At 65.9% G+C, this 24,115-nt stretch carries 21 protein-coding genes, 1 other RNA gene and 1 pseudogene; 17 read left to right on the top strand and 6 right to left on the bottom strand.

Annotated features, from left to right (window positions below; translation table 11 throughout):
• Nucleotides 1-162: 162 nt before the first annotated feature.
• Both XdyCFBP7245_RS17725 and XdyCFBP7245_RS17720 read right to left on the bottom strand, forming a co-directional pair.
• Nucleotides 163-705: a GNAT family N-acetyltransferase gene (locus XdyCFBP7245_RS17725; RefSeq protein WP_055849802.1), complete on the bottom strand. Its 543-nt coding sequence runs from the start codon at nucleotides 703-705 to the stop codon at nucleotides 163-165.
• Nucleotides 706-1,105: 400 nt separating this feature from the next.
• Nucleotides 1,106-2,014, bottom strand: coding sequence for a 23S rRNA (adenine(2030)-N(6))-methyltransferase RlmJ (locus XdyCFBP7245_RS17720; RefSeq protein WP_104616824.1), 909 nt, complete (start codon nucleotides 2,012-2,014; stop codon nucleotides 1,106-1,108).
• A gap of 186 nt (nucleotides 2,015-2,200) precedes the next feature.
• On the opposite strand from XdyCFBP7245_RS17720, the gene creB reads away from it, so the two are divergent.
• From creB to XdyCFBP7245_RS17675, 9 genes are all read left to right on the top strand, one after another.
• Complete coding sequence (creB, locus tag XdyCFBP7245_RS17715; RefSeq protein ID WP_211287733.1) at nucleotides 2,201-2,905, top strand: two-component system response regulator CreB; 705 nt, start codon at nucleotides 2,201-2,203, stop codon at nucleotides 2,903-2,905.
• Between the two features lie 49 nt (nucleotides 2,906-2,954).
• Nucleotides 2,955-4,403 carry a two-component system sensor histidine kinase CreC gene (creC, locus tag XdyCFBP7245_RS17710; RefSeq protein ID WP_104616820.1) on the top strand — a complete coding sequence of 483 codons (1,449 nt, stop codon included), beginning with the start codon at nucleotides 2,955-2,957 and terminating at the stop codon, nucleotides 4,401-4,403.
• Nucleotides 4,404-4,672: 269 nt separating this feature from the next.
• A complete protein-coding gene (gene creD, locus XdyCFBP7245_RS17705) occupies nucleotides 4,673-5,992 on the top strand; it encodes a cell envelope integrity protein CreD (protein ID WP_104616819.1) in 1,320 nt (439 codons plus the stop codon).
• Between the two features lie 7 nt (nucleotides 5,993-5,999).
• Nucleotides 6,000-6,422, top strand: a complete 423-nt coding sequence (locus XdyCFBP7245_RS17700) for a hypothetical protein (protein ID WP_104616818.1) — start codon at nucleotides 6,000-6,002, stop codon at nucleotides 6,420-6,422.
• Nucleotides 6,423-6,473: 51 nt separating this feature from the next.
• Complete coding sequence (locus tag XdyCFBP7245_RS17695) at nucleotides 6,474-7,076, top strand: GNAT family N-acetyltransferase (RefSeq protein ID WP_104616822.1); 603 nt, start codon at nucleotides 6,474-6,476, stop codon at nucleotides 7,074-7,076.
• A gap of 70 nt (nucleotides 7,077-7,146) precedes the next feature.
• On the top strand, nucleotides 7,147-8,043 hold the full coding sequence (locus XdyCFBP7245_RS17690; protein WP_104616817.1) for a carbon-nitrogen hydrolase family protein: 897 nt from the start codon (nucleotides 7,147-7,149) through the stop codon (nucleotides 8,041-8,043).
• A 156-nt stretch (nucleotides 8,044-8,199) separates the two neighbouring features.
• Nucleotides 8,200-9,291, top strand: a complete 1,092-nt coding sequence (locus tag XdyCFBP7245_RS17685; RefSeq protein WP_104616816.1) for a DUF3616 domain-containing protein — start codon at nucleotides 8,200-8,202, stop codon at nucleotides 9,289-9,291.
• Between the two features lie 251 nt (nucleotides 9,292-9,542).
• Nucleotides 9,543-10,946 carry a glutamate--tRNA ligase gene (gltX, locus tag XdyCFBP7245_RS17680; RefSeq protein WP_104616815.1) on the top strand — a complete coding sequence of 468 codons (1,404 nt, stop codon included), beginning with the start codon at nucleotides 9,543-9,545 and terminating at the stop codon, nucleotides 10,944-10,946.
• 13 nt (nucleotides 10,947-10,959) lie between these two features.
• Entirely contained in the window at nucleotides 10,960-11,478 is a 519-nt protein-coding gene (locus tag XdyCFBP7245_RS17675) for a transcriptional repressor (RefSeq protein ID WP_104616814.1), read from the top strand.
• A 501-nt stretch (nucleotides 11,479-11,979) separates the two neighbouring features.
• Here XdyCFBP7245_RS17675 and XdyCFBP7245_RS17670 read toward each other — a convergent pair.
• On the bottom strand, nucleotides 11,980-12,600 hold the full coding sequence (locus XdyCFBP7245_RS17670; RefSeq protein WP_104616813.1) for a TetR/AcrR family transcriptional regulator: 621 nt from the start codon (nucleotides 12,598-12,600) through the stop codon (nucleotides 11,980-11,982).
• A gap of 126 nt (nucleotides 12,601-12,726) precedes the next feature.
• Between XdyCFBP7245_RS17670 and XdyCFBP7245_RS17665 the strand changes: the two genes are divergently transcribed.
• From XdyCFBP7245_RS17665 to XdyCFBP7245_RS17640, 6 genes are all read left to right on the top strand, one after another.
• Complete coding sequence (locus XdyCFBP7245_RS17665; RefSeq protein ID WP_104616812.1) at nucleotides 12,727-13,926, top strand: efflux RND transporter periplasmic adaptor subunit; 1,200 nt, start codon at nucleotides 12,727-12,729, stop codon at nucleotides 13,924-13,926.
• Nucleotides 13,927-13,941: 15 nt separating this feature from the next.
• Entirely contained in the window at nucleotides 13,942-17,088 is a 3,147-nt protein-coding gene (locus XdyCFBP7245_RS17660; RefSeq protein ID WP_104616811.1) for an efflux RND transporter permease subunit, read from the top strand.
• 1 nt (nucleotide 17,089) lies between these two features.
• Entirely contained in the window at nucleotides 17,090-18,583 is a 1,494-nt protein-coding gene (locus XdyCFBP7245_RS17655; RefSeq protein WP_104616810.1) for an efflux transporter outer membrane subunit, read from the top strand.
• A complete protein-coding gene (locus XdyCFBP7245_RS17650) occupies nucleotides 18,576-19,262 on the top strand; it encodes a TetR/AcrR family transcriptional regulator (RefSeq protein WP_104616809.1) in 687 nt (228 codons plus the stop codon). Before XdyCFBP7245_RS17655 ends, XdyCFBP7245_RS17650 begins: the two co-directional genes overlap by 8 nt.
• A 243-nt stretch (nucleotides 19,263-19,505) precedes the next feature.
• Nucleotides 19,506-20,489 (top strand): aldo/keto reductase, encoded by a 984-nt coding sequence (locus XdyCFBP7245_RS17645; protein ID WP_104616808.1) that lies wholly within the window; start codon nucleotides 19,506-19,508, stop codon nucleotides 20,487-20,489.
• Between the two features lie 61 nt (nucleotides 20,490-20,550).
• A non-coding RNA gene (locus XdyCFBP7245_RS17640) (sX9 sRNA) lies at nucleotides 20,551-20,626 on the top strand.
• Nucleotides 20,627-20,743: 117 nt separating this feature from the next.
• On the opposite strand, the gene XdyCFBP7245_RS17635 is transcribed toward XdyCFBP7245_RS17640, so the two are convergent.
• The gene (locus tag XdyCFBP7245_RS17635) at nucleotides 20,744-21,640 is read right to left on the bottom strand and encodes a LysR family transcriptional regulator (protein WP_104616807.1); all 897 of its coding nucleotides are present in this window, start codon (nucleotides 21,638-21,640) and stop codon (nucleotides 20,744-20,746) included.
• Nucleotides 21,641-21,982: 342 nt separating this feature from the next.
• Here XdyCFBP7245_RS17635 and XdyCFBP7245_RS17630 point away from each other — a divergent pair, with 342 nt between their 5' ends.
• A complete protein-coding gene (locus XdyCFBP7245_RS17630) occupies nucleotides 21,983-22,474 on the top strand; it encodes a (R)-mandelonitrile lyase (protein WP_170068700.1) in 492 nt (163 codons plus the stop codon).
• 145 nt (nucleotides 22,475-22,619) lie between these two features.
• Here XdyCFBP7245_RS17630 and XdyCFBP7245_RS17625 read toward each other — a convergent pair whose 3' ends face one another.
• The gene (locus XdyCFBP7245_RS17625; RefSeq protein ID WP_104616806.1) at nucleotides 22,620-23,531 is read right to left on the bottom strand and encodes an AraC family transcriptional regulator; all 912 of its coding nucleotides are present in this window, start codon (nucleotides 23,529-23,531) and stop codon (nucleotides 22,620-22,622) included.
• 210 nt (nucleotides 23,532-23,741) lie between these two features.
• Here XdyCFBP7245_RS17625 and XdyCFBP7245_RS17620 point away from each other — a divergent pair, with 210 nt between their 5' ends.
• Complete coding sequence (locus XdyCFBP7245_RS17620) at nucleotides 23,742-23,945, top strand: hypothetical protein (RefSeq protein ID WP_104616805.1); 204 nt, start codon at nucleotides 23,742-23,744, stop codon at nucleotides 23,943-23,945.
• Between the two features lie 75 nt (nucleotides 23,946-24,020).
• Here XdyCFBP7245_RS17620 and XdyCFBP7245_RS24295 read toward each other — a convergent pair.
• Nucleotides 24,021-24,115, bottom strand: a pseudogene (locus XdyCFBP7245_RS24295) (IS5/IS1182 family transposase); the annotation flags it as partial.

Here is a 24,115-nt window from a genome sequence, read left to right as displayed (position 1 = left end):
AACTGATCAAAGGTCGCGGATTGAGGTCCTGACCAACACAGTTGCTCCATGGATGGATTCACGGCGTGTCCCGCGGAGGTAGGCGGGCAAGGACCCTGCAACCAGCAAGCACCGCAACGGCCTTCAGCGAATCCCCAATCCCGACTCCCCAATCCCAGCCCCTCAGGCATCCAGCTCCAGCACCATCCGCACCAATTCCGGCGAATCCGGATGCGCCTGCGGCTTGAAGCCCAGCGATTCGGCCAGCTGCAGCATCGGGACGTTGCTTTGCAGCACGTCGCCGAACAGGCAGTCCAGATACTTGCGGCGCGCCCACTTCACCAGCTTGCGCATCAATTGCCGTCCCAGGCCCTGGCCGGCGACGAAGCTGCTGACCAGGATGGTGTATTCGGCCTGGCGGGTGCCCGGCACCAATGCTGCGCGCGCCACCGCGCCCACCAGGGCTTCGCCCGGGGGCAACTGCTCGGCGGCGACCAGCACGATCTCGGTCTTGGGGTTGGGATGGGTCAGGCGCTGCACCATCTCCGGGGTGATTTCGGCGGAGGAGCGCACGAAGCGCGCGCGGATCTCCTCCGGTCCCAGCAGGCTGAAAGCCCCTTGCAGCGGCGGGCCATCCTCGGGACGGATCGGGCGAAGCAACAGGGTGCGGCCATTGGGCAGGCTGAAGTTTTCATGCCAGGGAGGCATGCGATTGCGAATGGCCATGACCGATGTTCCTTAAAGATCGGAAGATTCTGGCACCAGCCCGGCGCGCAACCGTGAATGAATCCGGTGCGCCGCTGGGGGCCATCAAGAGGTGGCAGTGCTTCCCACGCAACTGTAACGAGCGGAGCCGTGAGCCGGTCGTGAGCTTGCTCGCGCGCCATCGCCTGGCAGTTGCCCGTGATTCGCTGGCGACCGGAGGGCAGCCTGCTGCGGATCGGGACGGTTTGAGGCCAGGGGGCCGGCTATCGCGCCAAGGCCAAGCATCAGCCCGACGCCAGGTTGCCGCGCCTGTCAGCCAGCCGGCAGCGGATGCGCGCCACCGCGAGTGCACGACACGGCCTGCAGCGTGCGCAGTCGCCGCAAAGGCGGCCAGCCACACGCTGCACGCATCACCGGTGTATCAGGCGTCCTGGCGCAGCCATTCCAGGCGCGTGGAGGCGCCCAGCTCGCCAAGATGCTTCTTGAGCACCGGCAATGCCGGTGCCAGCACCTTGTCGAATTGCCAGGGCACATTGACGATCAACAGCCCGCTGCCGGTCAGGCGCAGCGGCGAGTCGTCCGGGCGCACCTGCAGCTCGGCCACCAGCACCGACTTGGCCGGCAACGTGGCCGCCTTGCGCATGAACGGCTGCAGGCTGCGGCGCAGCTTGATCGGGTACCACACCATGCAGATCGCCTGCGGCCAGCGTGCCAACGCCTCGCGCACGCTGTGGATGATCTGCTGGTATTCGGCGTCCTGCGACTCGTACGGGGGGTCGACCAGCACCAGCCCGCGGCCGATCTTGGTGTCGCCGGCACGCGGCGGCAAAAATGCGCGGATGGCCGCATAGCCGTCGCCGGCATGCACGCGCACGCGGCTGTCCTTGGCGAACAGGCCCTTGAGCGCCTCCGCCTCGTCCGGCTGCAACTCGCAGAACGCCATGCGGTCCTGCTCGCGCAGGGCCTGGGCGGCCAGCAGCGGCGAGCCGGGGTAATGATTGAGCTGGATGCCGGCGGTGGGGCGGGCCGGCTTTTGCCCCGGGACGGCGGGGCGGGCGACGGTCTGGTTGTCGGCCTGCACCGCACGCAGATAGCGCTCGACCACCTCCGGCAAGGCGGACTCGGCCATCAGCCGCATCACGCCGGCATCGGCTTCGTTGGTCTTGCGGCTTTCTTCGCCACCGAGCTGGTAGCGGCCTCGCCCGGCGTGGGTGTCGAGCACGAAGAACGGGGTGTCCTTGCGCTTGAGGGTGTCGATCAGCGCCAGCAAGGCGATGTGCTTGAGCACGTCGGCATGGTTGCCGGCATGGAAGGCATGGCGATAGTTCATCGGGGAAGTGTAGAGCGTGCGCGGCCCTTTGCGCTGCGCGCGGGTGCGCGGCGTGGCCGGATGCACCAGCGGCATGGACTTGAGGACGTGGCGCCGGGAGCGCGCAGCTGCCCCGGCCATCTGTCGCCAACGTCTGTTGCCGCGGCCTGGCAGCGTGCGCGCTATGGGCCGCGCCGGCATGCGGCTATGCTGCGCGCCATGTCCGACTCTCCCGCCCGCGTGCTCGTCGTCGAAGACGAAGCCGCCATCGCCGATACCGTGCTGTACGCGCTGCGTAGCGAAGGCTATGCGGCCGAGCATTGCCTGTTGGGCCGCGACGCGCTGGCGCGGCTGCGTGCCGACCCGGCCGATGTGGTGGTGCTGGACGTGGGCCTGCCGGACATCAACGGCTTCGAGGTGTGCCGCAGCCTGCGCAGTTTCAGCGAGGTGCCGGTGATCTTCCTGACCGCGCGCAACGACGAGATCGACCGTGTGCTCGGCCTGGAGCTGGGCGCCGACGATTACATGGCCAAGCCGTTCTCCCCACGCGAGCTGGTGGCGCGGGTGCGCGCACGCCTGCGTCGCCGCAGCGTGGCAGCGGCGGCCGAACCGGGCTGGCAACCGCATGGTGCGTTCGCGATCGACCGCGACGGCAGCCGCATCCGATACGGCGATGCCTTGTTGCCGCTGACCCGTTACGAATACGCGCTGCTGGCTGCGTTGCTGCAACGCCCGGGTGCGATCCTGAGCCGTGCGCAGTTGATGGATCGCGGCTGGGATGCCAGCGCCGACAGCGCCGATCGCACCGTCGACACCCATATCAAGACGCTACGTAGCAAGCTGCGCCTGGCCGGCGTGCCGGCCGACCCGATTCGCACCCACCGTGGCCTTGGCTACGCCCTGGAGCTGTAGCCGATGGATGGGCGTGTGTGTGGTGCGTTGAACGGAGTGGGGCGCTGACATGCGGCTCGGTCTCAAGCTGTTTCTGGGCTTCTTCCTGATCGTGGGCCTGGCCGCGTTCTTCGTGATGCGGGTGTTCGTCAACGAGGTCAAACCCGGCGTGCGTCAAGCGATGGAATCCACGCTGGTGGATGCGGCCAACGTGCTGGCGGAAATGGCCAGCAGCGACCTGGCCGCCGGGCACATCGTCGACGGCCGCTTTGCGCGCAATCTGGCGCAGGCGCAGCAGCGCGACCCCAAGGCCTGGGTGTGGCGCTTCCGCAAGAACAATGTGGATTACCGCGTCACCGTGACCGATGCGCGCGGGGTGGTGGTATTCGATTCGCTGGGCCGCGACGTGGGCCGCGACAACTCGCGCTGGAACGATGTCTACCGCACCTTGCGTGGCGAATACGGCGCGCGTTCCAGCCCAGAACTCGATGGCGATCCTACCGCCACCGTCATGCATGTGGCCGCACCGATCTACGCGCCCGATCAACCCGGCAAGTTGATCGGCGTGCTGACCCTGGCCCAGCCCAATCGCAGCATCGACCCGTTTATCGAAGCCAGCCAACGCAACATCCTGCAGCGCGGGGCCTGGTTGATCGGCATTTCCGCATTGATCGGCATTTTGATGACGTGGTGGCTGATGCGCGGCATCGGCCGGCTCAATCGGTACGCGCAGGCGGTGAGCGCCGGTATCCCGGTGCCGCCGCCCAAACCGCGCGGCGATGAAATCGGCGACCTCGGCCAGGCGCTGGAAACCATGCGCCGCAAGCTGGAAGGCAAGGCCTACGTCGAGCATTACGTGCAGTCGCTGACGCACGAAATGAAAAGCCCGCTGGCAGCGATCCGTGGCGCATCGGAGTTGTTGACCGAGCCGTTGCCGGAAGCCGATCGCCAGCATTTTGTCGCCAGCATCCGCGCGCAGGAGCAGCGATTGACCGAAACCATCGACAAGCTGCTCGCGCTGGCCGAGGTGGAACAACATGGCTGGCTGCAGACGCGCGCGCGCATCGCCGTGGCCGGCGTGCTGCAGGCGGCGTTAGAGGCGGTGGCGCCGCGCGCCGCTGCGGCGGGCGTGCAACTGGAGCTTGCCGTGCCGTCCGATTCGGCCAGTGAGCAGTACGTGTCCGGTGACGTGTTTCTGCTGCGTCAGGCACTGATCAATCTGCTGGAAAATGCAATTGCGTTTTCGCCACAGGGCAGTAGCGTGCTGCTGCGTGCGCACAGACAGGCCGGGCAGTGGCAACTGTCGGTCGAAGACAGCGGCAGTGGGGTGCCCGATTACGCCATCGAACGCGTCTTCGAGCGCTTTTATTCGTTGGCGCGCCCACAGACCGGGCAACGCAGCTCCGGCCTCGGCTTGCCGTTCGTGCGCGAGGTGGCGCGCCTGCACGGTGGCGATGCGGCGCTGGGCAATCGCGACGGTGGCGGTGCGATTGCGACCTTGCGGTTGCCGATCGGCTAAGCGCGGCTGACACAACGTCGCAAGCCTCGTCAGATGGGGGCGGTGCGCAGGAGTCAGATGGTGCACGTGGTGCCTACTGATTTTGAGCGCGGACTCTACAGTCGTTTTGATCGCGGCTAGTAGCGGTTTTCTCGAACTCATGCAGCGGCGGGTCGCCGAGAAGGGCGCCGCGCGCGCAGATGCGGCACTTCACATTCGCTTCAAATTCACCTCAAACCCCCGACACCGGGGCCTTGCACCCTGGCCACCTCCCAGAACGAGGATGGCCGATGAAATCCCTGAAACTGTTGTTGCGGTTCGCCACCATCGGCGGACTGATCCTGTTGTTGCTGATTCCCTTGTTGCTGATTCGCGGCACCGTGCAGGACCGTGCGCAATACCGCGACCAGGCGGTGGAGCGGGTGGCGCAGAGCAAGGCCGGCGAGCAGCAGTTCATCGCACCGGTGCGGGTGCTGCCGTACACCGAAGATGTGCAGGTGACCGAGCCGAACGAGGAGGGCAAGTCGCACAAGGTCTGGCGCAAGCGCGATGGGCAACTGCTGCAGACCCCGCGCACGCTCAACCTGAGCGGCGAGTTGATGCCGTCCGAGCGCAAGATCGGCCTGTTCCGCGTGCAGGTGTATTCGTGGAAGGCCAAGCTCAAGGCCGAATTCGACCCGCTCGAGTATCCGGCCGTGGCCGGGCGCAGCTATGGCCAGCCGCATCTGGCCGTGGGCATTTCGGACGTGCGCGGCCTGGTCGGCACGCCAAGGCTGCAGGTGGACGGCCGCACCCTGACGCTGGAAAGCGGCGCTGGCGGCCTGGCACCGCGCTCGGCCGGCATTCACGCCGATCTGCAGCCCTTGGGCGATCCGCTGGCCGGCAAGCTGGTCGATGGCAATGCGGTGGAGATGGCATTCGTGCTGGATGGCACGCGCAGTCTGGCCATCGCGCCGATTGCCGACAATAACGACATCGCGCTGCGCTCGGCCTGGCCGCATCCGTTGTTCGGTGGGCGCTTTCTGCCGAATGCGCCGACCATCAGCGAGCGCGGCTTCGATGCGAGCTGGTCGCTGTCGTCGCTGGCAACCGGTGCGCAGACGCAGTTGCAGTCGTCGCAGTCGTCGCTGGATACGCTGGAAGTGCGTCTGGTCGACCCGGTGGATGTGTACACCCAGGCCGATCGCGCCAGCAAATACGGCATCCTGTTCGTGGTGCTGACCTTTGTGGCGTTCGTGTTGTTCGAGCTGATCAAGCGCTTGCCGATCCATCCGTTGCAATACCTGCTGGTCGGCCTGGCGCTGGCGATCTTCTTCCTGTTGCTGCTGAGCCTTTCCGAGCACATCGCGTTCTGGCAGGCGTATCTGGTGTCGGCGGCGGCATGTATCGGCCTGCAGTTCTTCTATCTGTCCGGCGTGTTGCGGAGCTGGGTACGCGCTGCCGGGTTCTCGGTGATGCTGACGGCGTTGTATGGCGTGCTTTATAGCCTGCTGGTCTCGGAAGACAACTCGCTGCTGATGGGGTCGCTGCTGCTGTTCGGCATCCTGGCCAGCATCATGTGGGTGACGCGTAAGGTCGATTGGTACGAGCTTGGAAACAGCCTGCGCTGAGGTCGACATGCGCGCGCATGCACAGGTGTACCGGCGGGCGCAGCGTTTGCTGCCCGCCGGAATCGACACAGTGGCGCTGCTTCCCGCAGCGCCACTGTCGCAATGGGAAGGCTCGCCGCTGTCGGCATTGCCGCTGGCGCGCGAGGGCCGCCGTGGGGTGATCGGCCTGCGCCTGCATGCGCGCACGGCGCAGGCGTTGCGTGTGGATGGATGCAGTTTCTTGCAGGCGTCGCGGCGGCAGCAGGCACCGGCTCAGGACGCACGTGTGCGCGGCTACGGGCCGTGGCAGCGCTTGAGTAACGGCAGTTACTGGGCGCGCAGTACCGATGCGCTGCTTGGGGTGCTGGTGGCCCAGGAAGAAGCGGCGGTGTGGCTGATGTGGCAACAGCCCGGCAACGCGGCCCAACGCCATGACGGCTGGCTGCGGTGAGCAATGGCAGCGCAGCCGCGCAACGCGGCCAGGCTCGCTTACCATGGCCGCATGACCGGCACCTCCCTGATCGTTGAAACAGTCCACGGCAACGCGGTGTTGCCGTATCTGGATGCGGTAGCGCAGTTGCGCATCGCGGTGTTCCGCGCATGGCCGTATCTGTACGACGGCGATGCCAACTACGAACGCGACTATCTGGCTGCCTATGCCGCTTCGCCCGATAGCGTGTTCGTCCTGGCACGCGATGGCGATGCGGTCATCGGCGCCTCCACCGGCTTGCCATTGCTTGACGACAGCGACGCTTTCCACGCGCCGTTCAGTGCTGCAGGTTTCGACCCGGCCAGCGTGTTTTATTTCGGCGAATCGGTGTTGTTGCCGGCGTATCGCGGGCAGGGCCTCGGCCATGCCTTCTTCGACAGGCGCGAGGCGCATGCCCGCGCATTGGGCCGCTTTACAATCGCCGCGTTCTGCTCGGTGGAGCGTGCAGCGGACGACCCGCGCAAACCTGCCGACTATCGCCCCAACGATGTGTTCTGGCGCAAGCGCGGTTACGCGCCGCAGCCGGGCATGCAGGTGCGGCTGGAGTGGGCGGAGTTGCAACATGGGCAGATCGACCACAGCTTGAGTGTGTGGACGCGCGCGCTGAAACCTTGAGCGTGGTGCGGTCGATTGCGTTGCTGCGCACGTTGTGCGTCGCTATAGAGCCGTTAAAGGAAGCTTGCCGATGAATGCTCCGCTCACCATCGCCGTTGCCAAATATCCGATCGGCAAACCCGTGGATTTCTCAGCCTTCGCCGCGCGCATGTCGGCACTGATCGGCGAGGCTGCGGCTGCCGGCGCGCGGGTGGCGGTGCTGCCGGAATATCTGTCGTTGGAGCTGGCGGCCACGTTCGGCGCGCAGGTTTCGGCCGGCCTGCCTGAGTCGTTGGCGGCCATCCAGGCGCTGCGAACGGCGTGGCTGGAGCTGTTTGCCGGCCTGGCCCGGCAGCACCGGTTGCATCTGATTGCCGGGAGTTTTCTGCTGGATCTGGGCCAGGGCCGCTATCGCAACCGCAGCGACTGGTTCACGCCCGACGGCGGCCATGGTTGGCAGGACAAGCTGCAACTGACCGGGTTCGAAAAAGCCACCGGGCTGATCGAGCCGGGCGATGCATTGAAGGTGTTCGCGCTGGACGGCGTGCGTGCGGCGATTGCGATCTGCTACGACAGCGAATTTCCGTTGCCGGTGCGCGCGCAGTACGACGCCGGCGCGCGCCTGTTGATCGTGCCCAGTTGCACCGACACTGCCGCCGGCGCCACCCGCGTGCGGGTCGGGTGTCTGGCGCGCGCACTGGAAAACCGCATGTTCGTCGCGCAATCGGTCACCGCCGGCGAGGCGCCCTGGAGCCCCGCGCTGGACATCAACACCGGCGAGGCGGCGGTGTTTGCACCGATGGATGTGGGCTTTCCCGCCGACGGCGTGCTGGCGCAAACCGATGCAGACACCGTCTGGGCGTATGCCACGCTGGACTTCGCTGCGTTCGAAGCCAGCCGCGCCCACGCGCAGGTGGCCAACGACCGCGATTGGCCGGGCCAGTTGGCGCCGGAAGTGGCGCGTGCCAAGCTGGCCGCGTTCGATTGACCAAGAACGATTGATCCCCTGCTCGCATCGTGCGCAGGCGCGGAGGTTGCAAACGCGGCGGGTGCGCTCAGCACCTGCCGCCGCATGCAGCGACCGCGCAGCTACGTGCGCAGGCCTTCAATCGCCCAACTTCGCAACACCACCCACCAGGTTCCCATGGCCAAGAAAACCCTGATTCCGCACAGCGTCCGGCTGGAGTTCGCACCCGGCGCGCTGGTGCACAGCAATCTGTCCGGCGCGGCGTTTACCGACGACTGGCTGTGGGTGGCCGGCGACGAAGCCTGCGCGGTGGATCGCCTGCGCAAGCTGCAGCCTACCCAGCGCGAGACGCTGCGCTTCGGCGAAGGCCAGAGTTTCCCCCTGGCCGAGCTGCTGGATCTTCCGGGGGAGGACGCAGAAGAAGCCGATCTGGAAGGCATGGGCCTGTCGGACGGCTATCTCTGGGTGATCGGCTCGCATGGCTTGAAGCGCAAGAACGCCAAGCCTGGCCGCGACGATGCCGACAACGCCAAACGCCTGACCAAACTCAAGCTCGACGCCAACCGCCGCCTGCTGGCCTGCCTGCCGATCGAGTCCGATGCCGATGGCACGCCACGCCTGGTGCGCGAGGCGGCCGATGGCCGCCGTGCGCTGCGGCTCAAGGGCGACGCCAAGCACAACCAGCTCACCGAGCTGCTGGCCGACGACGCGCATTTTGGCCCGTTTTTGAAGATTCCCGGCAAGGACAATGGCTTCGATATCGAAGGCATCGTGGCCGACGGCAAGCGTCTGCTGCTTGGCCTGCGCGGGCCGGTGCTACGCGGCTGGTCGGCGTTGCTGGAAATCCGGGTGGAAGCGCATGGCGACCATCTGCGCCTGGCGCCGCTGGACGACGACGGCACGCTGCTGCGCAAGCACTTCCTGCAGCTGGGCGGGCTGGGCATCCGCGATCTGCATTATTCCGGCGACGATCTGTATCTGCTGGCCGGCCCCACGATGGTGTTGAACGGCGAGATCCGACTGTTTAAATGGCCGGATGCACGCACCGTGCTGGCCGCCAACCGCGAGCCGGTGCGCTTTCAGCATGCCGTGCTGGAATCGGCGGTGCTGCCGCATGGTACCGACAGCGACCGCGCCGAAGCCATCTGCAACCTGCCGCCGCAGCTGGCCGGCAAGGTTCCCAGCTGGCTGGTGCTGTACGACGCGCCCGGCCCGGGGCGCAGCGATGGCGAATGCGTGGTGTACGGCGACCTGCTGCGCAATCGCTGAACCTGGCCGAAGAACCGCCGGTCGCCAGGTGTGCATGGCGCCGCCGGTGTTCGAGCGTCAACCGCGCTGATCGCAACCCAGGCGCGAGCGGCTGAACCCGCTGCGCCGCAAGGATGCGGGCGTGCCGGCACCAACGCCGATGCGCAACGCGGCGCCGCTACGGCCCCCGACATCACCGCCGCCGCACCCGGCCGGGCAGGGCCACGCTGCGCAAGGTAAAATCGGCACACTCCCGTTTCGCCGAGCGTTCCATGACCTGCCGCACCCGCTTTGCTCCCAGCCCCACCGGTTACCTGCACATCGGCGGCGCCCGCACCGCCCTGTATTGCTGGTTGGAGGCGCGCCACCGCGGCGGGCAGTTCGTGCTGCGCATCGAAGATACCGACCGCGAACGCAGCACCCAGGCGGCCATCGACGCCATCCTGGAGGCGATGGACTGGTTGGGCCTGGGCTACGACGAAGGCCCGATCTACCAGACCCAGCGCATCGCCCGCTATCAAGAGGTGGCCGAGCAACTGCTGGCGCAGGGCAAGGCCTATTACGCCTACGAAACCCGCGAAGAGCTCGACGCCATGCGCGAGGCCGCGATGGCCAGGCAGGAAAAGCCGCGCTACAACGGCGCCGCCCGCGAGCAGCAGCTGCCGTACCGCGACGACCCCAACCGGGTGATCCGCTTCAAGAACCCGGTCGGCGGCACGGTGGTGTTCGACGACCTGATCAAGGGCCGCATCGAGATCGCCAACAGCGAGCTCGACGACATGGTGATCTTCCGCCCGGACGGCTTCCCCACCTACAACTTTGCGGTGGTGGTGGACGATTGGGACATGGGTATCACCGAGGTGATCCGTGGCGACGACCACATCAACAACACTCCGCGCCAGATCAACATCTATGAAGCGCTGGGCGCGCCGGTGCCCAAGTTCGCGCACATGCCGATGATCCTGGACGAGCAGGGCGCCAAGCTGTCCAAGCGCACCGGCGCGGCCGACGTCATGCAGTACAGGGACGCCGGCTACCTGCCGCATGCGCTGATCAATTACCTGGCGCGTCTGGGCTGGTCGCATGGCGACCAGGAGTTGTTCAGCCAGCAGGAACTGCTGGACCTGTTCGACGTCAAGGACGTCAACTCCAAGGCGGCGCGCCTGGACATGGCCAAGCTCGGTTGGGTCAACCAGCATTATCTGAAGACCGACGACCCGGCCAGCATCGCGCCGCAGCTGGAATATCAGCTCGCCAAGCTCGGTCTGGACATCGCCGCCGGCCCGGCCGCTGCCGATGTGGTGGTGGCGCTGCGCGAGCGCGTGCAGACGCTGAAGGAAATGGCCGAAAAGGCCGTGGTCTGGTACCAGCCGCTGGAAACCTACGACGAAGCGGCGGTGATCAAGCACCTGAAGCTCGGCGCCGAAGTGCCGCTGGGCAAAGCGCGCGAGATGCTGGCGGCGCTGAGCGAGTGGAGCGTGGAAAGCGTGTCGGCGGCGCTGCACGAGGCCGCCGCAGCGCTGGAACTGGGCATGGGCAAGGTCGCCCAGCCGCTGCGGGTTGCCATCACCGGCACCCAGGTCAGCCCGGACATTTCGCAGACGGTGTACCTGGCCGGCCGCGAGGGTGCCTTGAAACGCATCGATGCGGCACTCATCAAGATTGGAGCAGCCTGACGCCGGAGCCTGTATGACCAAGCACACGCACACCCAACCGCACGACCAGGACCATGCCTGCACGGCCCCGCATCATCACGTGGACGATGCCAACAGCTTCGTGCGCGCGGTGGAGCGCGCCTGCAGCGAGCGCGGCCTGCGGCTGACGCCGATCCGCGCCAATGTCCTGCGGCTGATCGCCGACGCCGGCAAACCGGTCAAGGCGTACGAACTGCTGGACTGGGTGCGCGAAGGCAAGGGCGTGGGCGCCGATGCCCCGCCCACGGTGTACCGCGCGCTGGATTTCTTGATGGCCAATGGCTTTGTGCACAAGCTCGAATCGGTCAACGCCTTTGTTGCCTGTCACCACCCCAACAGCGCCCAGCATTCGGTGCCGTTCCTGATCTGCGACCGCTGCCATAGCGCCGTGGAACTGGAAGACCGTGAGGTGGTGGCGCAACTGGAAGCCCGCGCCAAGGCGTTGGGTTTCCAGCCGCAGGCGCAGACGCTGGAAGTGCATGGCCTGTGCGCCAAGTGCGCGGTGGCCGAGTAAGCGGTTGCCAGGTTGCGCAGAACGCGCGGCCTTGACGCGTGTTTCGCGCGCGGTGCCCCGGTTGCAGGATGCGTCGTGAGGTAGTGAGGCGTGAGCAGCGCCCCGCTGATGAGCGGCGCCGATGCCACGTTGCAACTGCCAAGTTTCGCAGCTGCCAAGCGACTGCACACCGCGTGCCGCTGCGCAGTGCCGCAACGCGCTGATTGCACGGTGCTTTCGAGACAGCAGGTCATCCGACGGCGAACGCCTGCTTTTCCGGAGGCTGGCCTGAGCGCGATGTCACCAACGTGGCAACGCCGATACCGCGCATGAAGTGTGGTCGACAATGGCGGGCGCGGCTGAAACAGCGCGTGCGTGGAGCCGGCGTCGTTTCATAGCGCGTTGACTGCCCGGTGATTCCATCGTTGAACGACGACGCAGGCCGACGCATGTGCAGTGCGCGCGCGCTTGCAGGCATCCTCTTGCGCGAGACACCGCCTACGCATGTGCGAACGCAGCCGATCACGGCGTCTGGCCTGCATCGAGCGCATAGGCAGCCAGGAACATCTCCACCGCGCGCTGTACGGCGCCATGTAGATACTCGGGCGAAGGATCCTTGAGCGCACCGAACAGGCAGGGCATCAGCGTTTCCGATTCCAGCAGGGCGGCCAGTTGATGCGCGGCCAGTGAGGGGTCGGTACGTCGGATCAGGCCACGGTCCATCTTCACTTGCAGAAAGTCGGCAACGCGCTGCAGGCCTTCTTCCGGGCCGGCATTGAAGAACAGTGCGCCAACCTCCGAGCGGCCGGAGACGCCGATGATGGTCTGCCAGATGGCGATCGAGTCGGGCTTGCACAGGAAGCTGAGGATGTCCTGGCCAAAACGCTGCAAGGTCCCGGCAACCGGGTCGCTGCTCTGCGACAGCGCATCCAGCAAGGGGTCGATGTAGCGATCTGACATGTCTTTGGCAAACGCAACGAACAACTCTTCCTTGGACGGGAAATACCCGTACAGCGTGCGTTTTGAGCCACCGACCCGGGCCGCGATCTGCGACATCGACGCCCCTTCGAAGCCCAGTTCAAGGAACACCTCGCTGGCCGCCTGAATGATGGCGTCGCGCTTTGCTTCGGTTCTGACCCGCATCCCATCCTCCTGCTAATTCATAAGTATACCTACTGGGCAGAAATGTTTGACGCCCACGGATGAGCTTATTAGGATACCGAACCGTACCGTTTTATTTTTCAATCGCGCATCTTCGGAGATCCTCTCGTGCGTTCTCAAGCCTCTTACCGCCTGCCGTTGTTTGCCGTTGCCGCCACCGTCCTGCTCAGCGCCTGCGGCAGCCCGCCGGGCGGACCACCGCCGGAAGAGGGCACGCCCGAGATGGCGGTGCTGACCGTCAAGCAGCAGCCGGTGCCGCTGACCACCGCGCTGCCGGGGCGCACCGTGCCGTACCTGATCGCCGAGATCCGCCCGCAGGTGGGCGGCATCGTGCAGTCGCGCCAGTTCACCGAGGGCGGCGACGTCAAGGCCGGGCAGACGCTGTACCAGATCGATCCGGCGACCTACCGCGCCAGCTATGCCAGCGCCCAGGCCACCCTGGCCAAGGCGCAGGCCAACCTGCGCACCGCCAGGCTCAAGGCCGAGCGCTACACCGAGCTGGCGCAGATCAAGGCGATCAGCCAGCAGGAGGGCGACGACACCGCCGCGGCGCTGGGCCAGGCCGAGGCCGACGTGGCCGCCGGCAAGGCCAGCGTGGAAACCGCGCGTATCAACCTGGCGTTCGCGCGGTTGGACGCCCCGATCTCCGGCCGCATCGGCCGCTCCAGCGTTACGCCGGGCGCGTTGGTGACCGCCAATCAGGCCAACGCGCTGACCACCATCCAGCAGCTGGACCCGATCTATATCGACGTCACCCAACCCAGTGTGGCGGTGTTGCGGCTGAAGCAGGCGATGGCGCGCGGCGACCTGGAACAGGCCGGCGAGGGCGCGGCCAAAGTGTCGCTGCTGCTGGAAGACGGCAGCCGCTATCCGTTGCAGGGCCAGCTGGCGTTCTCCGATGTCACCGTGGACCAGAACACCGGCTCGATCACCCTGCGCGCGGTGTTCCCCAACCCCAACGCGGATCTGCTGCCTGGCATGTACGTGCGCGCGGTGCTGCAGGAAGGCGTCAAGCAACAGGGCGTGCTGGTGCCGCAGCAGGCGGTCTCGCGCAATGGTGCCGGCAAGCCGACCGTCTTCGTGGTCGGCGCCGACCACAAACTGCAGCTACGCGTGCTGGACACCGACCGCGAGGTCGGCGACCAGTGGCTGGTGCGCAGCGGCCTGAAGCCCGGCGAACAGGTGGTGGTCGAAGGCGCTTCGCGCGCGCGCGACGGCATCCAGGTCAAGACCGTGCCATGGCAACCAAAGCGCACCGACGCTGCGGGCGCGCCATCGGCGCCCACCACGCCGCGTGCGGCGAATTAAGGCGGATCACACGACATGGCACGTTTTTTCATCGACCGTCCGATCTTCGCGTGGGTGTTGGCCATCATCGTGATGCTGGCCGGCATCCTGTCCATCGCCACCTTGCCGATCGCGCAATACCCCAGCATCGCGCCGCCCGCCGTCGCCATTACCGCCAACTATCCGGGCGCCTCGGCGCAGACGCTGGAAGACACCGTCACCCAGGTCATCGAGCAGAAGATGAAGGGGCTGGACCATCTCAGCTACATGGCCTCCACCAGCGAGTCCAGCGGTGCGGTGACCATCACGCTGACCTTCGACAACGGCACCGACCCGGACACCGCGCAGGTGCAGGTGCAAAACAAGTTGTCGCTGGCCACGCCGTTGCTGCCGCAGGAAGTGCAGCAGCAGGGTGTGACGGTGACCAAGTCGGCCACCAATTTCCTCAACGTGCTGGCCTTTACCTCCGAAGACGGCAGCATGAGCGACTCGGACCTGTCCGATTACGTGGCAGCCAACGTGCAGGAAACCATCAGCCGCGTCGAAGGCGTGGGCGACACCACGTTGTTCGGTTCGCAATACGCCATGCGCGTCTGGCTGGACCCGGACAAGCTGAGCAATTTCAATCTCACCCCTGTGGATGTGCGCACCGCCATCCAGGCGCAGAACGCGCAGGTGTCGGCCGGCCAGCTCGGCGCGTTGCCGGCCGTTGCCAACCAGCAGCTCAATGCCACCATCACCGCGCAGACCCGGCTCAAGACCGCCGAGCAGTTCGAGAACATCCTGCTGCGCACGCAGGCCGATGGCGCGCAGGTGCGGCTGCGCGATGTGGCACGCATCGAACTTGGCAGAGAAAGCTACAACACGGTCGGCCGCTATAACGGCAAGCCGGCCGCCGGTCTGGCGATCAAGCTGGCCACCGGTGCGAATGCGCTGGACACGGTGCGCGCCATCGACAAGAGCCTGGAGGAGCAGGAGAAATTCTTCCCGCCGGGCATGAAGGTGCAAAAGCCGTACGACACCACGCCGTTCGTGCGCATCTCCATCGAGCAGGTGGTGCACACCTTGGTCGAAGCGGTGGTGCTGGTGTTCCTGGTGATGTATCTGTTTTTGCAGAACTTTCGCGCCACCTTGATTCCGACGATTGCGGTGCCGGTGGTGTTGCTGGGCACCTTCGGCGTGCTCGCCGCGTTCGGTTTCACCATCAATACGCTGACCATGTTCGCGATGGTGCTGGCGATCGGCCTGCTGGTGGACGATGCCATCGTGGTGGTGGAAAACGTCGAGCGCGTGATGGGCGAGGAGCAGTTGTCGCCCAAGGACGCCACACGCAAATCGATGGATCAGATTTCCGGTGCGCTGGTCGGTGTGGCGCTGGTGCTGGCGGCGGTGTTCGTGCCGATGGCATTCTTCGGCGGCTCCACCGGGGTGATCTATCGCCAGTTCTCGATCACGATTGTGTCTGCAATGACCTTGTCGGTGCTGGTGGCGATGATCCTGACCCCGGCCCTGTGCGCCACCTTGCTCAAGCCGGTGCGCAAAGGCCATGGCATGGCCACCACCGGCTTTTTCGGTTTGTTCAACCGCGTGTTCGATCGCGGCAACAGCCGCTATCAAGGCGTGGTGCGGCACATGCTGGGCAAGGGCTGGCGTTACATGCTTGCCTATGCGGTGTTGCTGGCGCTGGTGGTGGTCGGTTTCATGAAGTTGCCGGTGGGCTTTTTGCCGGACGAGGACCAGGGCACGTTGTTCGTGCTGGTGCAGTTGCCGCCCGGCGCCAGCGATACGCGCACCAGCGAGGTGCTCAAGCAGGTGGAGCATCACTTCCTGGTCGATCAGAAGGATTCGGTGTCAGGCGTGTTTGCAGTGTCCGGTTTCAGTTTTGCCGGCACCGGCCAGAACGTGGGGTTTGCCTTCGTCAAATTGCGGCCGTGGGACGAGCGCACCGGCAAGGGTCAGAGCGTGACTGAGGTGGCTGGCAAGGCTGGCGCTTTTTTCGCCAGTATCCGCGATGCCAGGGTGTTTGCATTTGCGCCGCCGGCGGTGTCGGAGTTGGGCAATGCCACCGGCTTCGATCTGATGCTGCAGGACCGCGCAAATCTGGGCCATGCCGCCTTGATGCAGGCGCGCAATCAGTTGCTCGCCGAGCTGTCGCAGGACAAGCGCCTGGTGGCGGTGCGCCCGAACGGGCAGGAAGACACGCCCGAGTTCAAGCTAGAGATCGACCCGCACCGTGCGCAGGCGATGGGGGTGTCGATCGCCGACATCAACAACACCTTCTCCAGTGCGTGGGGCAGCGTGTACGTCAACGACTTCATCGACAAGGGACGCGTCAAGAAGGTGATGCTGCAGGCCGACGCGCCTTACCGCATGAACCCGCAGGACATCGACCGCTGGTTCGTGCGCAACAGCGCCGGCACCATGGTGCCGTTCAACGCCTTCGCAACCGCCAGCTGGCAATCGGGTTCGCCGCGGCTGGAGCGTTACAACAGCGTGCCGTCGGTGGAGATCCTGGGCATGGCGCTGCCCGGCGCGGCATCCAGTGGCGAAGCGATGCAGATTGTGGAAGCGGCGGCGGCCAAATTGCCGCCCGGTATCGGCTTCGAGTGGACCGGATTGTCGCGCCAGGAAAAATCCTCTACCGGTCAGACCGGCCTGTTGTACGGCCTGTCGATCCTGATCGTGTTCCTGTGTCTGGCTGCGTTGTACGAAAGCTGGGCGATTCCGTTCTCGGTGATTCTGGTCGTGCCGCTGGGCGTGTTCGGCACGCTGCTGGGCGCGATCCTGACCTGGAAAATGAATGACGTGTACTTCCAGGTAGGGTTGTTGACCACCATTGGCCTTGCATCGAAAAACGCGATCCTGATCGTGGAGTTTGCCAAGGAGCTGCACGAGGGCGGCAAGAGCCTGATCGAGTCGGCGCTGGAAGCGGCGCGCATGCGCTTGCGGCCGATCCTGATGACATCGCTGGCCTTCATTCTGGGCGTGGTGCCGTTGGTACTCGGCAGCGGTGCCGGTGCCGGTGCGCAGCATGCACTGGGCACGGCAGTGATCGGCGGCATGTTGTCCGGCACGGTGCTGGCGATCTTTTTCGTACCGCTGTTCTTCGTGCTGGTCAGCGGCTTGTTCAAGCGCCGCGCGCAACCCGCAACGCCCGCTACTCCGCAACCGACAGGACACTGACATGACACCGATTCGCATGACACTTGCCGCGATCGCGGTGGCCAGCGTGCTGTCTGGCTGCACCATGATGCCGCGCTACACCCGCCCAGACGCGCCGGTGCCGGATCACTTCGCCGGTGCCGGTGCCGGTTCCGCCACAACGCCCGATGCCGCCGAAACCGAACAGGCGCGCAACGTGGCCGATATCGGCTGGCGCGAGGTCTTCACCGACCCCGCGTTGCAGCAAGTCATCGCGCTGGCGCTGCAAAACAACCGCGACCTGCGCGTGGCCGCACTCAATATCGAAGTGGCGCGTGCGCAATACCGGGTGCAGCGCGCTGCATTGGTGCCGGCCATCGATGGCACCGGTACCTCCAACAATGCGCGCACGCCGTCCGAACTGGCCATCCCCGGGCAGCCGGCAGTGTTCCGCACCTACAGCGGCAACGTCGGCATCAGCGCCTACGAACTGGATCTGTTCGGGCGCGTGCGCAGCCTCAAGGAGCAGGCGCTGCAACAATTTCTGTCCACCGCCGAAGCGCGCCGCAGCACGCATATCAGCCTGGTCGCCGAAGTCGCCACCGCCTATCTGACCCTGGCTGCCGATCAGGCATCGCTGCAATTGGCGCAGTCCACCTTGAGCAGCCAAAGCGACAGCTATCGCCTGCAGCAACGCAGTTTCGAGTTGGGCGTGGCCTCGCAGCTCACCTTGCGTCAGGCGCAAACCACGGTGGAAACCGCACGCGTGGACGTGGAGCGCTATACCGCGCAGGTGGCGCAGGATCGCAATGCCCTGGTGCTGCTGGTCGGCACGCAGTTGCCGGAATCCTTGTTGCCGCGCGCATTGCCGGACGGGGCCAGCATGGACGGCAATGTGCTGGCCAGCGTGCCGGCCGGGTTGTCGTCGCAGTTGCTGCAGCGTCGCCCGGACATCCTGGAGGCCGAGCGCAACCTGCGTGCGGCCAATGCCAACATCGGTGCAGCGCGCGCGGCATTTTTCCCAAGCATCAGCCTCACCGGCTCGGTGGGCTCATCCAGCAGCAGCCTGTCGAACCTGTTCGATTCGGGCACGCGCGCCTGGAGCTTCGTGCCGACGCTGACCTTGCCGATCTTCAATGCCGGGCGCAATCGCGCCAATCTGGATATGGCCAAGGCCAACCGCGACATCGAGGTGGCCCGCTACGAAAAATCCATCCAGAGCGCGTTCCGCGAAGTGTCCGACGCGCTTGCGCAACGCGACACGCTGGGCCGGCAATTACAGGCCCAGCAGGCATTGGTCGATGCAACTGCCGATAGCTATCGCTTGTCGCAAGCGCGTTTCGAACGCGGTATCGACAGTTATCTGCAGGCGCTGGATGCGCAGCGCTCGCTGTACAGCGCCCAGCAGACCTTGATCGGCACGCAGCTGTCGCGCTTCACCAATCTGGTGACGTTCTACAAGGCGATGGGTGGCGGCTGGCTGCAGACGGCCGAGCCGGAGATGGCCAGCGTCGCGACGGGCCAGCCGCATGGATGAGGCCACCCCGGCCGACGATGCGCCGCTTGTGCATGCGCCAACCGGCAAGCGCGGCGCGATTCTGGCGGCGGCGCGTGCGCTGTTTCAGCGTGACGGATTCGAGGGCACCAGCATGGACAGCATCGCCGGGCAGGCGCGGGTGTCCAAGGCCACGCTGTACGCGTACTTCGCGTCCAAGGAGGTGCTGTTCCGCACGACGCTCGAGGCATTGGCGCATGCGCCGCGCAGTCACTGGGATGTGCTGCTGCGCGCGCGCGGTCCGTTGGATCAGCGTCTGATTGCCGTGGCCAATGCGCTACTGCGCGTGGCACGCCGCAGTGCGTTGGACGATGCCGCGTACGCACTGGTGCGCCCGCCGTTATTGCCCAGCCAGATGCGCGAGGAGATGTGGATGCTGTGCTTCGAGCGCTACGACCGCATGATGCACGCCCTGCTGGCGCACGAAGTGGCCGCGGGCACGCTGGCGATCGACGACCTGCTGGAAGCGTCGGTGCAGTTCTTCGGGCTGATGACCGGGCTACCGGCCAATGCGACGCCACGTGGCGACTTGTTGCAGGCGCCGGCTGCCACGCAGCAAGCGTATGTCGCCAGTGCGGTCGCGCTGTTCCTGCGTGCGTATCGGCCGCAGCCGTTGGCGGTGACCACGGTAGGCAAGCGCCACGTGCCGAGCGGGTTCTAGCTGCGGCGGGAGGACTGCGCGATGGATGGCGGTAGTCGGTGGCGCGCTGTCTGCGGTCGCATGCGCAGATCCACCCATGCGATGCGGGCGTGCTGTGCGTTGATGAAGCGCGCTCATAAGCGTTAGCGCGGCCTGTTGTGCAATGCGCCGGCGGTACAGGACTATCGTGGCGCATCGGTGCTGCAGCGGCGTTGCCGTCCGCAGCCGACTCATTCGATGCGGCGGTTGCTGCGGGAGTAAACGATGCAACTACGGCAGTTGGGAAACAGCGGCTTGCAGGTATCGGCGCTGGGCTTGGGTTGCATGGGTCTGAGCTATGGCTACGGGCCGGCGACTGCGCGCGCACAGGCCGTGGCCTTGCTGCATGCGGCAGTGGAGCGGGGCGTCACCTTCTTCGATACGGCCGAGGCATATGGGCCCTTCGCCAACGAGGCGTTGCTGGGCGACGCGCTGGCTTCGCACCGCGACCAGTTGGTGATTGCGACCAAGTTCGGCTTCAAGGACGGACATGCCGATGCCGGGCTCGACAGTCGTCCCGAACGGATCCGTGCGGTGGCCGAGGCCAGCCTAACGCGTCTGAAGACCGACCGCATCGACCTGTTCTATCAACATCGCGTGGACCCTGCGGTGCCGATCGAGGAGGTGGCCGGCACGGTCAAGGACTTGATCGCCGAAGGCAAGGTGACGCATTTCGGCCTGTCCGAAGCCGGTGCCGACACCATCCGGCGTGCGCATGCGGTACAGCCGGTGACGGCAGTGCAGAGCGAATACTCGTTGTGGTGGCGCGAGCCGGAGACCAGTGTGTTACCGACGCTGGAAGAACTCGGGATCGGCTTCGTGCCGTTCAGCCCGCTCGGCAAGGGTTTTTTGACCGGCGCCATCCGGGCCGACACCCAATTTTCCGCGGGCGATTTCCGCAATCAGGTGCCTCGGTTCGCTGCCGAGGCGCGTCGGGCCAATCAGGCGCTGGTCGAACGCATCCGGGCGATCGCTGCCGACAAGGGCGTCACGCCGGCGCAGGTGGCGCTGGCGTGGTTGCTGTCGCGCAAGCAGTGGATCGTGCCGATCCCCGGCACCACCAAGCTGCATCGCCTGGACGAAAATCTGGGCGGCGCTGCATTGATGTTGAGCCGCGAGGATCTTGCGCGCATCCAGCAAGTGCTGGATGCGGTGGCGATTGTCGGCGAGCGCTATAGCCCGGAGCGTCAGAAGCTGGTCGGTAACTAAGAGCAGCTAACAAAACTACTGTGCAGCCGCCAGGCGGGCGCGGCCGGTGCTCGGAATCCTCATGTACCACCCGTACACTCCGGTTCCTCCGCGCCGTCCACACCCACCTGACGACTGCTCGCTACGTTTTGTTAGCCGCTCTAACCCCGGCGCTCCAATCGACCGCAGCGCGGCGCTGTCGTAGAAGCGCGCGATGGCCCATGACCGATCAGGCATGAGCGCGCGCAGCACGCTGCTACCAAACGCGCGAGCGACTAGGTCAGCCCTTGCCGTAGCGCATCGATCACCACGCGCAATGCCGCCGAGGACTGGCGGCGGCTGGGGTAATAGGCGTAATAGCCCTCGAATGGCTCGCACCAGTCCTCCAGAACGCGGCGCAGTTGGCCGGCGGCGATGTGCTCCAGCACCATGGATTCCGGCAGATATGCGATACCCGCGCCGGCCAGCGCCGCGCGCAACATCGCACTGCTGCTGTTGAAGGTCCACTGCCCATCCACGCGCACCTTGACCTCTCGCCCGGCTTTTTCGAACTCCCAGGCCAGCAACCCACCATGCGTTGGCAAGCGCAGGCCGATGCAGTTGTGCTGCGCCAGATCGGCCGGAGCGGCCGGGAGGGTGTGATGCACGAAGTAGCCCGGCACCGCGACCACCGCCATGCGCTGCGGTGGGCTGATCGGCACCGCAATCATGTCCTTGGCGACCTGGTCGCCCAAGCGGATACCGATGTCGTAGCGCTCGGCCACGATGTCGGCCAGGCCGTAATCCACGGTGACTTCGATCCTGAGGTCCGGGTAGTCGGGCAGCACTTTGGAAAGCGCCGGCCACACGTAGGCGTCGGCGGCGTGCCCGGCGGTGGTGATGCGGATGGTGCCGGCCGGCTTGTCGCGGAAGTCGGTGAGCGCGGACAGCTCGTCGTCGATCTCCTGCAGCCGCGGCGCCACCGTTTCGAACAGGCGCGCACCGGCTTCGGTCATCGAGACGCTGCGCGTGGTGCGGGTCAGCAAGCGGATGCCCAACCGCGTTTCCAACGCGCGCACGGTATGGCTCAATGCCGATTGCGAAACGCCCAGTTGCGCGGCGGCGCGGGTGAAGCTGCCTTCGCGCGCCACGGTCACGAAGACCTGCAGGTCGTTGAGGTTTTCTCGAGCCATTGCTGCCAGTGACTGCTGCAGGCATGCGATTCATGCGGCCAGCATCATGCGCGATGCTGCGTGATGGCTTCAACGCCATGGCGGCTCGCCCGCAGCGGTTGCATTGATGCGCTACGTTTCTAGCTGCATGCGGATTTGCAGGGGGAGTGCGCGCGCACATGCGCGCTACAGTGCAGGCCACCGGATGCAGGGCAGGGCGATGCTCTGTAGCCGATTGTCCCGCCGATGCGGTGGCTGCGCGATAACGCAGCAGCGGCTGGTCCGCTTCGACCCGGGTGGCGCCCTTCGCGCCGCGCGGCAAGCGACCGCTACGTTGTTTCACTACGCTCAAGGAGTACCGCAATGAATCTGTTCGCAACTGCAATGTCGTTATCGATGATGGCCGCGACCACCGCACCGGGTGGCGAGGGGAATGGAAGCCAGCCACAGGCGCCGATCAAGGTGAGCCGTGCCGGCGGCGCGGCGTCGGCCGTGGGCCCGGCCGATTACTTCACCGGCAAGGTGCGTATCGATGCGCCGTTTCAGGCCGATGCGCCGGCGCGCGTGGGCGGTGCCACGGTGACCTTCGAGCCGGGCGCGCGCACTGCGTGGCATACCCATCCGCTGGGGCAGACGCTCATCGTCACCGCCGGTGCGGGGCGGGTGCAGGAGTGGGGCAAGCCGGCGCAGGAGATCCGCCCCGGCGACATCGTGTGGATTCCGCCGGGCGTCAAGCATTGGCATGGAGCAAACGCGACGGTGGCGATGTCGCATATCGCCATTGCCGAGTCGGTGGATGGCTCGCCGGTGACCTGGCTCGAGCAGGTGACAGAGGCGCAGTACAAGGCCGACTGACTAGGCAACTACGCTGCTGTGGTGGGTCTGCCGTTTTTCGACGGTACTTACTCACTGCATCGGCATCGCTGCCTGGGCGGCGCCCATGTCGCGCACGAGGCGATGTCTGCGTGCAGATGACTGCAGCCAGATCAGGCAGCGATTCTCACGCCGCTTCTGTCGCATCGGGCGCGCTTGCGCGCAAGCGTTGCGCATCGCGCGCGGGCGGCTCGCCGAGAATGCGCGCGTAGTCGCGGCTGAATTGCGACGCGCTTTCATAGCCCACCCGAAACCCCGCGTCGGCGGCGGTGAGCGCCTCGGCCACCATCAACCGGCGCGCCTCGTGCACGCGCAGATGCGAGCGGTATTCCAGCGGCGTCATCGAGGTCACCGCCTTGAAGTGCGTATGGAAGGTGGAGCGGCTCATCGCCGACAGATCGGCGATCTGTTCGATGCTGAAACGCTGCGCGTAGTGCTTGCGCAACCACACGATGGCCTTGGAAATCTGGTTGAGGCGGCTGTCGGCAATCGCCATCTGGCGCACCACCGCATTGGCGGGGTCGGCCATCAGGCGATAGAGCAGTTCGCGCGTGACCAGCGGGGCCAGCGGAGCGATTTCCTGCGGTCGGTCGAGTAGGCCTGCCAGCCGCACCGCGGTGTCGTACAGCTGCGGCGTGCTGCGGTTGAGCAATAGCCCGGCGCGTGCGGTGTCGCGTTGCGGCTCGGCAAGTTCGGCATGGTGGATCGCCAGCTCGCTGAGCACCGCCGTGTCCAGGTTCAGGCAGAAGCACAGGTACGGATGGGTGTCGCTGGCCTCGATCACCGAACCGACGATGGGCAGGTCCACCGACGCCACCAGGTACATCTGCGGATGATAGTGATAGGCCTGCGCTCCCAGCATCGCGCGCTTGCGGCCTTGCGCCACCAGGCACAGCATCGGCGTGTAGACGGTGGGGATGGCGTCGGTGGCGACGGTGCTGCGCATGACATGCAGCCCGGCGATCGGCGTGGCGTGCATGCCGTCGGCCGGCGCGTGGCGCAGCAGGATGTCGGTCAGGTCGGCGGTGGTGGATGGCATGCGGAACGCTCGTGCGCGGGCGCTGTGCGGCACAGCCGCGGTACCACGATCCTACAAGGGCCGCCGTGGTGCGCCCATCAATGGCAGACTCGACAATACCGCGGAGACTTGCGCGTGGCGGTGAGGCCGCAGCCATCAAAGCGATGCCGCTGATCGATCAGTCACGCACATTCCGTATTCTTGCGACCTGTCTCCGGTGCCCCGATCGTCATGCCTGCAAAACCCCGATCCCTAGCTGCTCCCTCCACCCCTGCCGACTGGAAGGCGATCGAGCAGGCGGCAACTGCCGAGCTTGCCAGGCGCACCCAGCTGGCGCACCAGCAGATCATCGGCCTGCTGCGCACGCACGGACATCTACTCAGCCACGCCCAGCGCCGCGCGCTTGGCAAACGCCTGCAGCGCAGCGGGAAATAAGGCGTTATTAAGGCGTTCGCGTTGTCGCGCCGCCGGCATCCTGGCCGCGTTGCGCACGCAGGTGACTAAGAGCGGCTAACAAAACCCAGGAAGAAGCCGTAAGCAGATGATGGAGCAGGCAAGCGAGAGCAATGCCAGGTGGAGGTCGATGCGGCGTTCGAAGCGGATGC

Origin of the sequence: Xanthomonas dyei, from assembly GCF_002939865.1 — a bacterium.
In the GTDB taxonomy this organism is placed as follows: domain Bacteria; phylum Pseudomonadota; class Gammaproteobacteria; order Xanthomonadales; family Xanthomonadaceae; genus Xanthomonas; species Xanthomonas dyei.
This window is presented reverse-complemented; position numbering and strand designations above follow the sequence as displayed.

Bases quoted from the DNA above. Each gene is read 5' to 3' on its own strand.
- XdyCFBP7245_RS17725 (WP_055849802.1), bottom strand. From the start codon at position 705: ATGGCCATTCGCAATCGCATGCCTCCCTGGCATGAAAACTTCAGCCTG.
- XdyCFBP7245_RS17720 (WP_104616824.1), bottom strand. From the start codon at position 2,014: ATGAACTATCGCCATGCCTTCCATGCCGGCAACCATGCCGACGTGCTC.
- creB (WP_211287733.1), top strand. From the start codon at position 2,201: ATGCTGCGCGCCATGTCCGACTCTCCCGCCCGCGTGCTCGTCGTCGAA.
- creC (WP_104616820.1), top strand. From the start codon at position 2,955: ATGCGGCTCGGTCTCAAGCTGTTTCTGGGCTTCTTCCTGATCGTGGGC.
- creD (WP_104616819.1), top strand. From the start codon at position 4,673: ATGAAATCCCTGAAACTGTTGTTGCGGTTCGCCACCATCGGCGGACTG.
- XdyCFBP7245_RS17700 (WP_104616818.1), top strand. From the start codon at position 6,000: ATGCGCGCGCATGCACAGGTGTACCGGCGGGCGCAGCGTTTGCTGCCC.
- XdyCFBP7245_RS17695 (WP_104616822.1), top strand. From the start codon at position 6,474: ATGACCGGCACCTCCCTGATCGTTGAAACAGTCCACGGCAACGCGGTG.
- XdyCFBP7245_RS17690 (WP_104616817.1), top strand. From the start codon at position 7,147: ATGAATGCTCCGCTCACCATCGCCGTTGCCAAATATCCGATCGGCAAA.
- XdyCFBP7245_RS17685 (WP_104616816.1), top strand. From the start codon at position 8,200: ATGGCCAAGAAAACCCTGATTCCGCACAGCGTCCGGCTGGAGTTCGCA.
- gltX (WP_104616815.1), top strand. From the start codon at position 9,543: ATGACCTGCCGCACCCGCTTTGCTCCCAGCCCCACCGGTTACCTGCAC.
- XdyCFBP7245_RS17675 (WP_104616814.1), top strand. From the start codon at position 10,960: ATGACCAAGCACACGCACACCCAACCGCACGACCAGGACCATGCCTGC.
- XdyCFBP7245_RS17670 (WP_104616813.1), bottom strand. From the start codon at position 12,600: ATGCGGGTCAGAACCGAAGCAAAGCGCGACGCCATCATTCAGGCGGCC.
- XdyCFBP7245_RS17660 (WP_104616811.1), top strand. From the start codon at position 13,942: ATGGCACGTTTTTTCATCGACCGTCCGATCTTCGCGTGGGTGTTGGCC.
- XdyCFBP7245_RS17655 (WP_104616810.1), top strand. From the start codon at position 17,090: ATGACACCGATTCGCATGACACTTGCCGCGATCGCGGTGGCCAGCGTG.
- XdyCFBP7245_RS17650 (WP_104616809.1), top strand. From the start codon at position 18,576: ATGGATGAGGCCACCCCGGCCGACGATGCGCCGCTTGTGCATGCGCCA.
- XdyCFBP7245_RS17645 (WP_104616808.1), top strand. From the start codon at position 19,506: ATGCAACTACGGCAGTTGGGAAACAGCGGCTTGCAGGTATCGGCGCTG.
- XdyCFBP7245_RS17635 (WP_104616807.1), bottom strand. From the start codon at position 21,640: ATGGCTCGAGAAAACCTCAACGACCTGCAGGTCTTCGTGACCGTGGCG.
- XdyCFBP7245_RS17630 (WP_170068700.1), top strand. From the start codon at position 21,983: ATGAATCTGTTCGCAACTGCAATGTCGTTATCGATGATGGCCGCGACC.
- XdyCFBP7245_RS17625 (WP_104616806.1), bottom strand. From the start codon at position 23,531: ATGCCATCCACCACCGCCGACCTGACCGACATCCTGCTGCGCCACGCG.
- XdyCFBP7245_RS17620 (WP_104616805.1), top strand. From the start codon at position 23,742: ATGCCTGCAAAACCCCGATCCCTAGCTGCTCCCTCCACCCCTGCCGAC.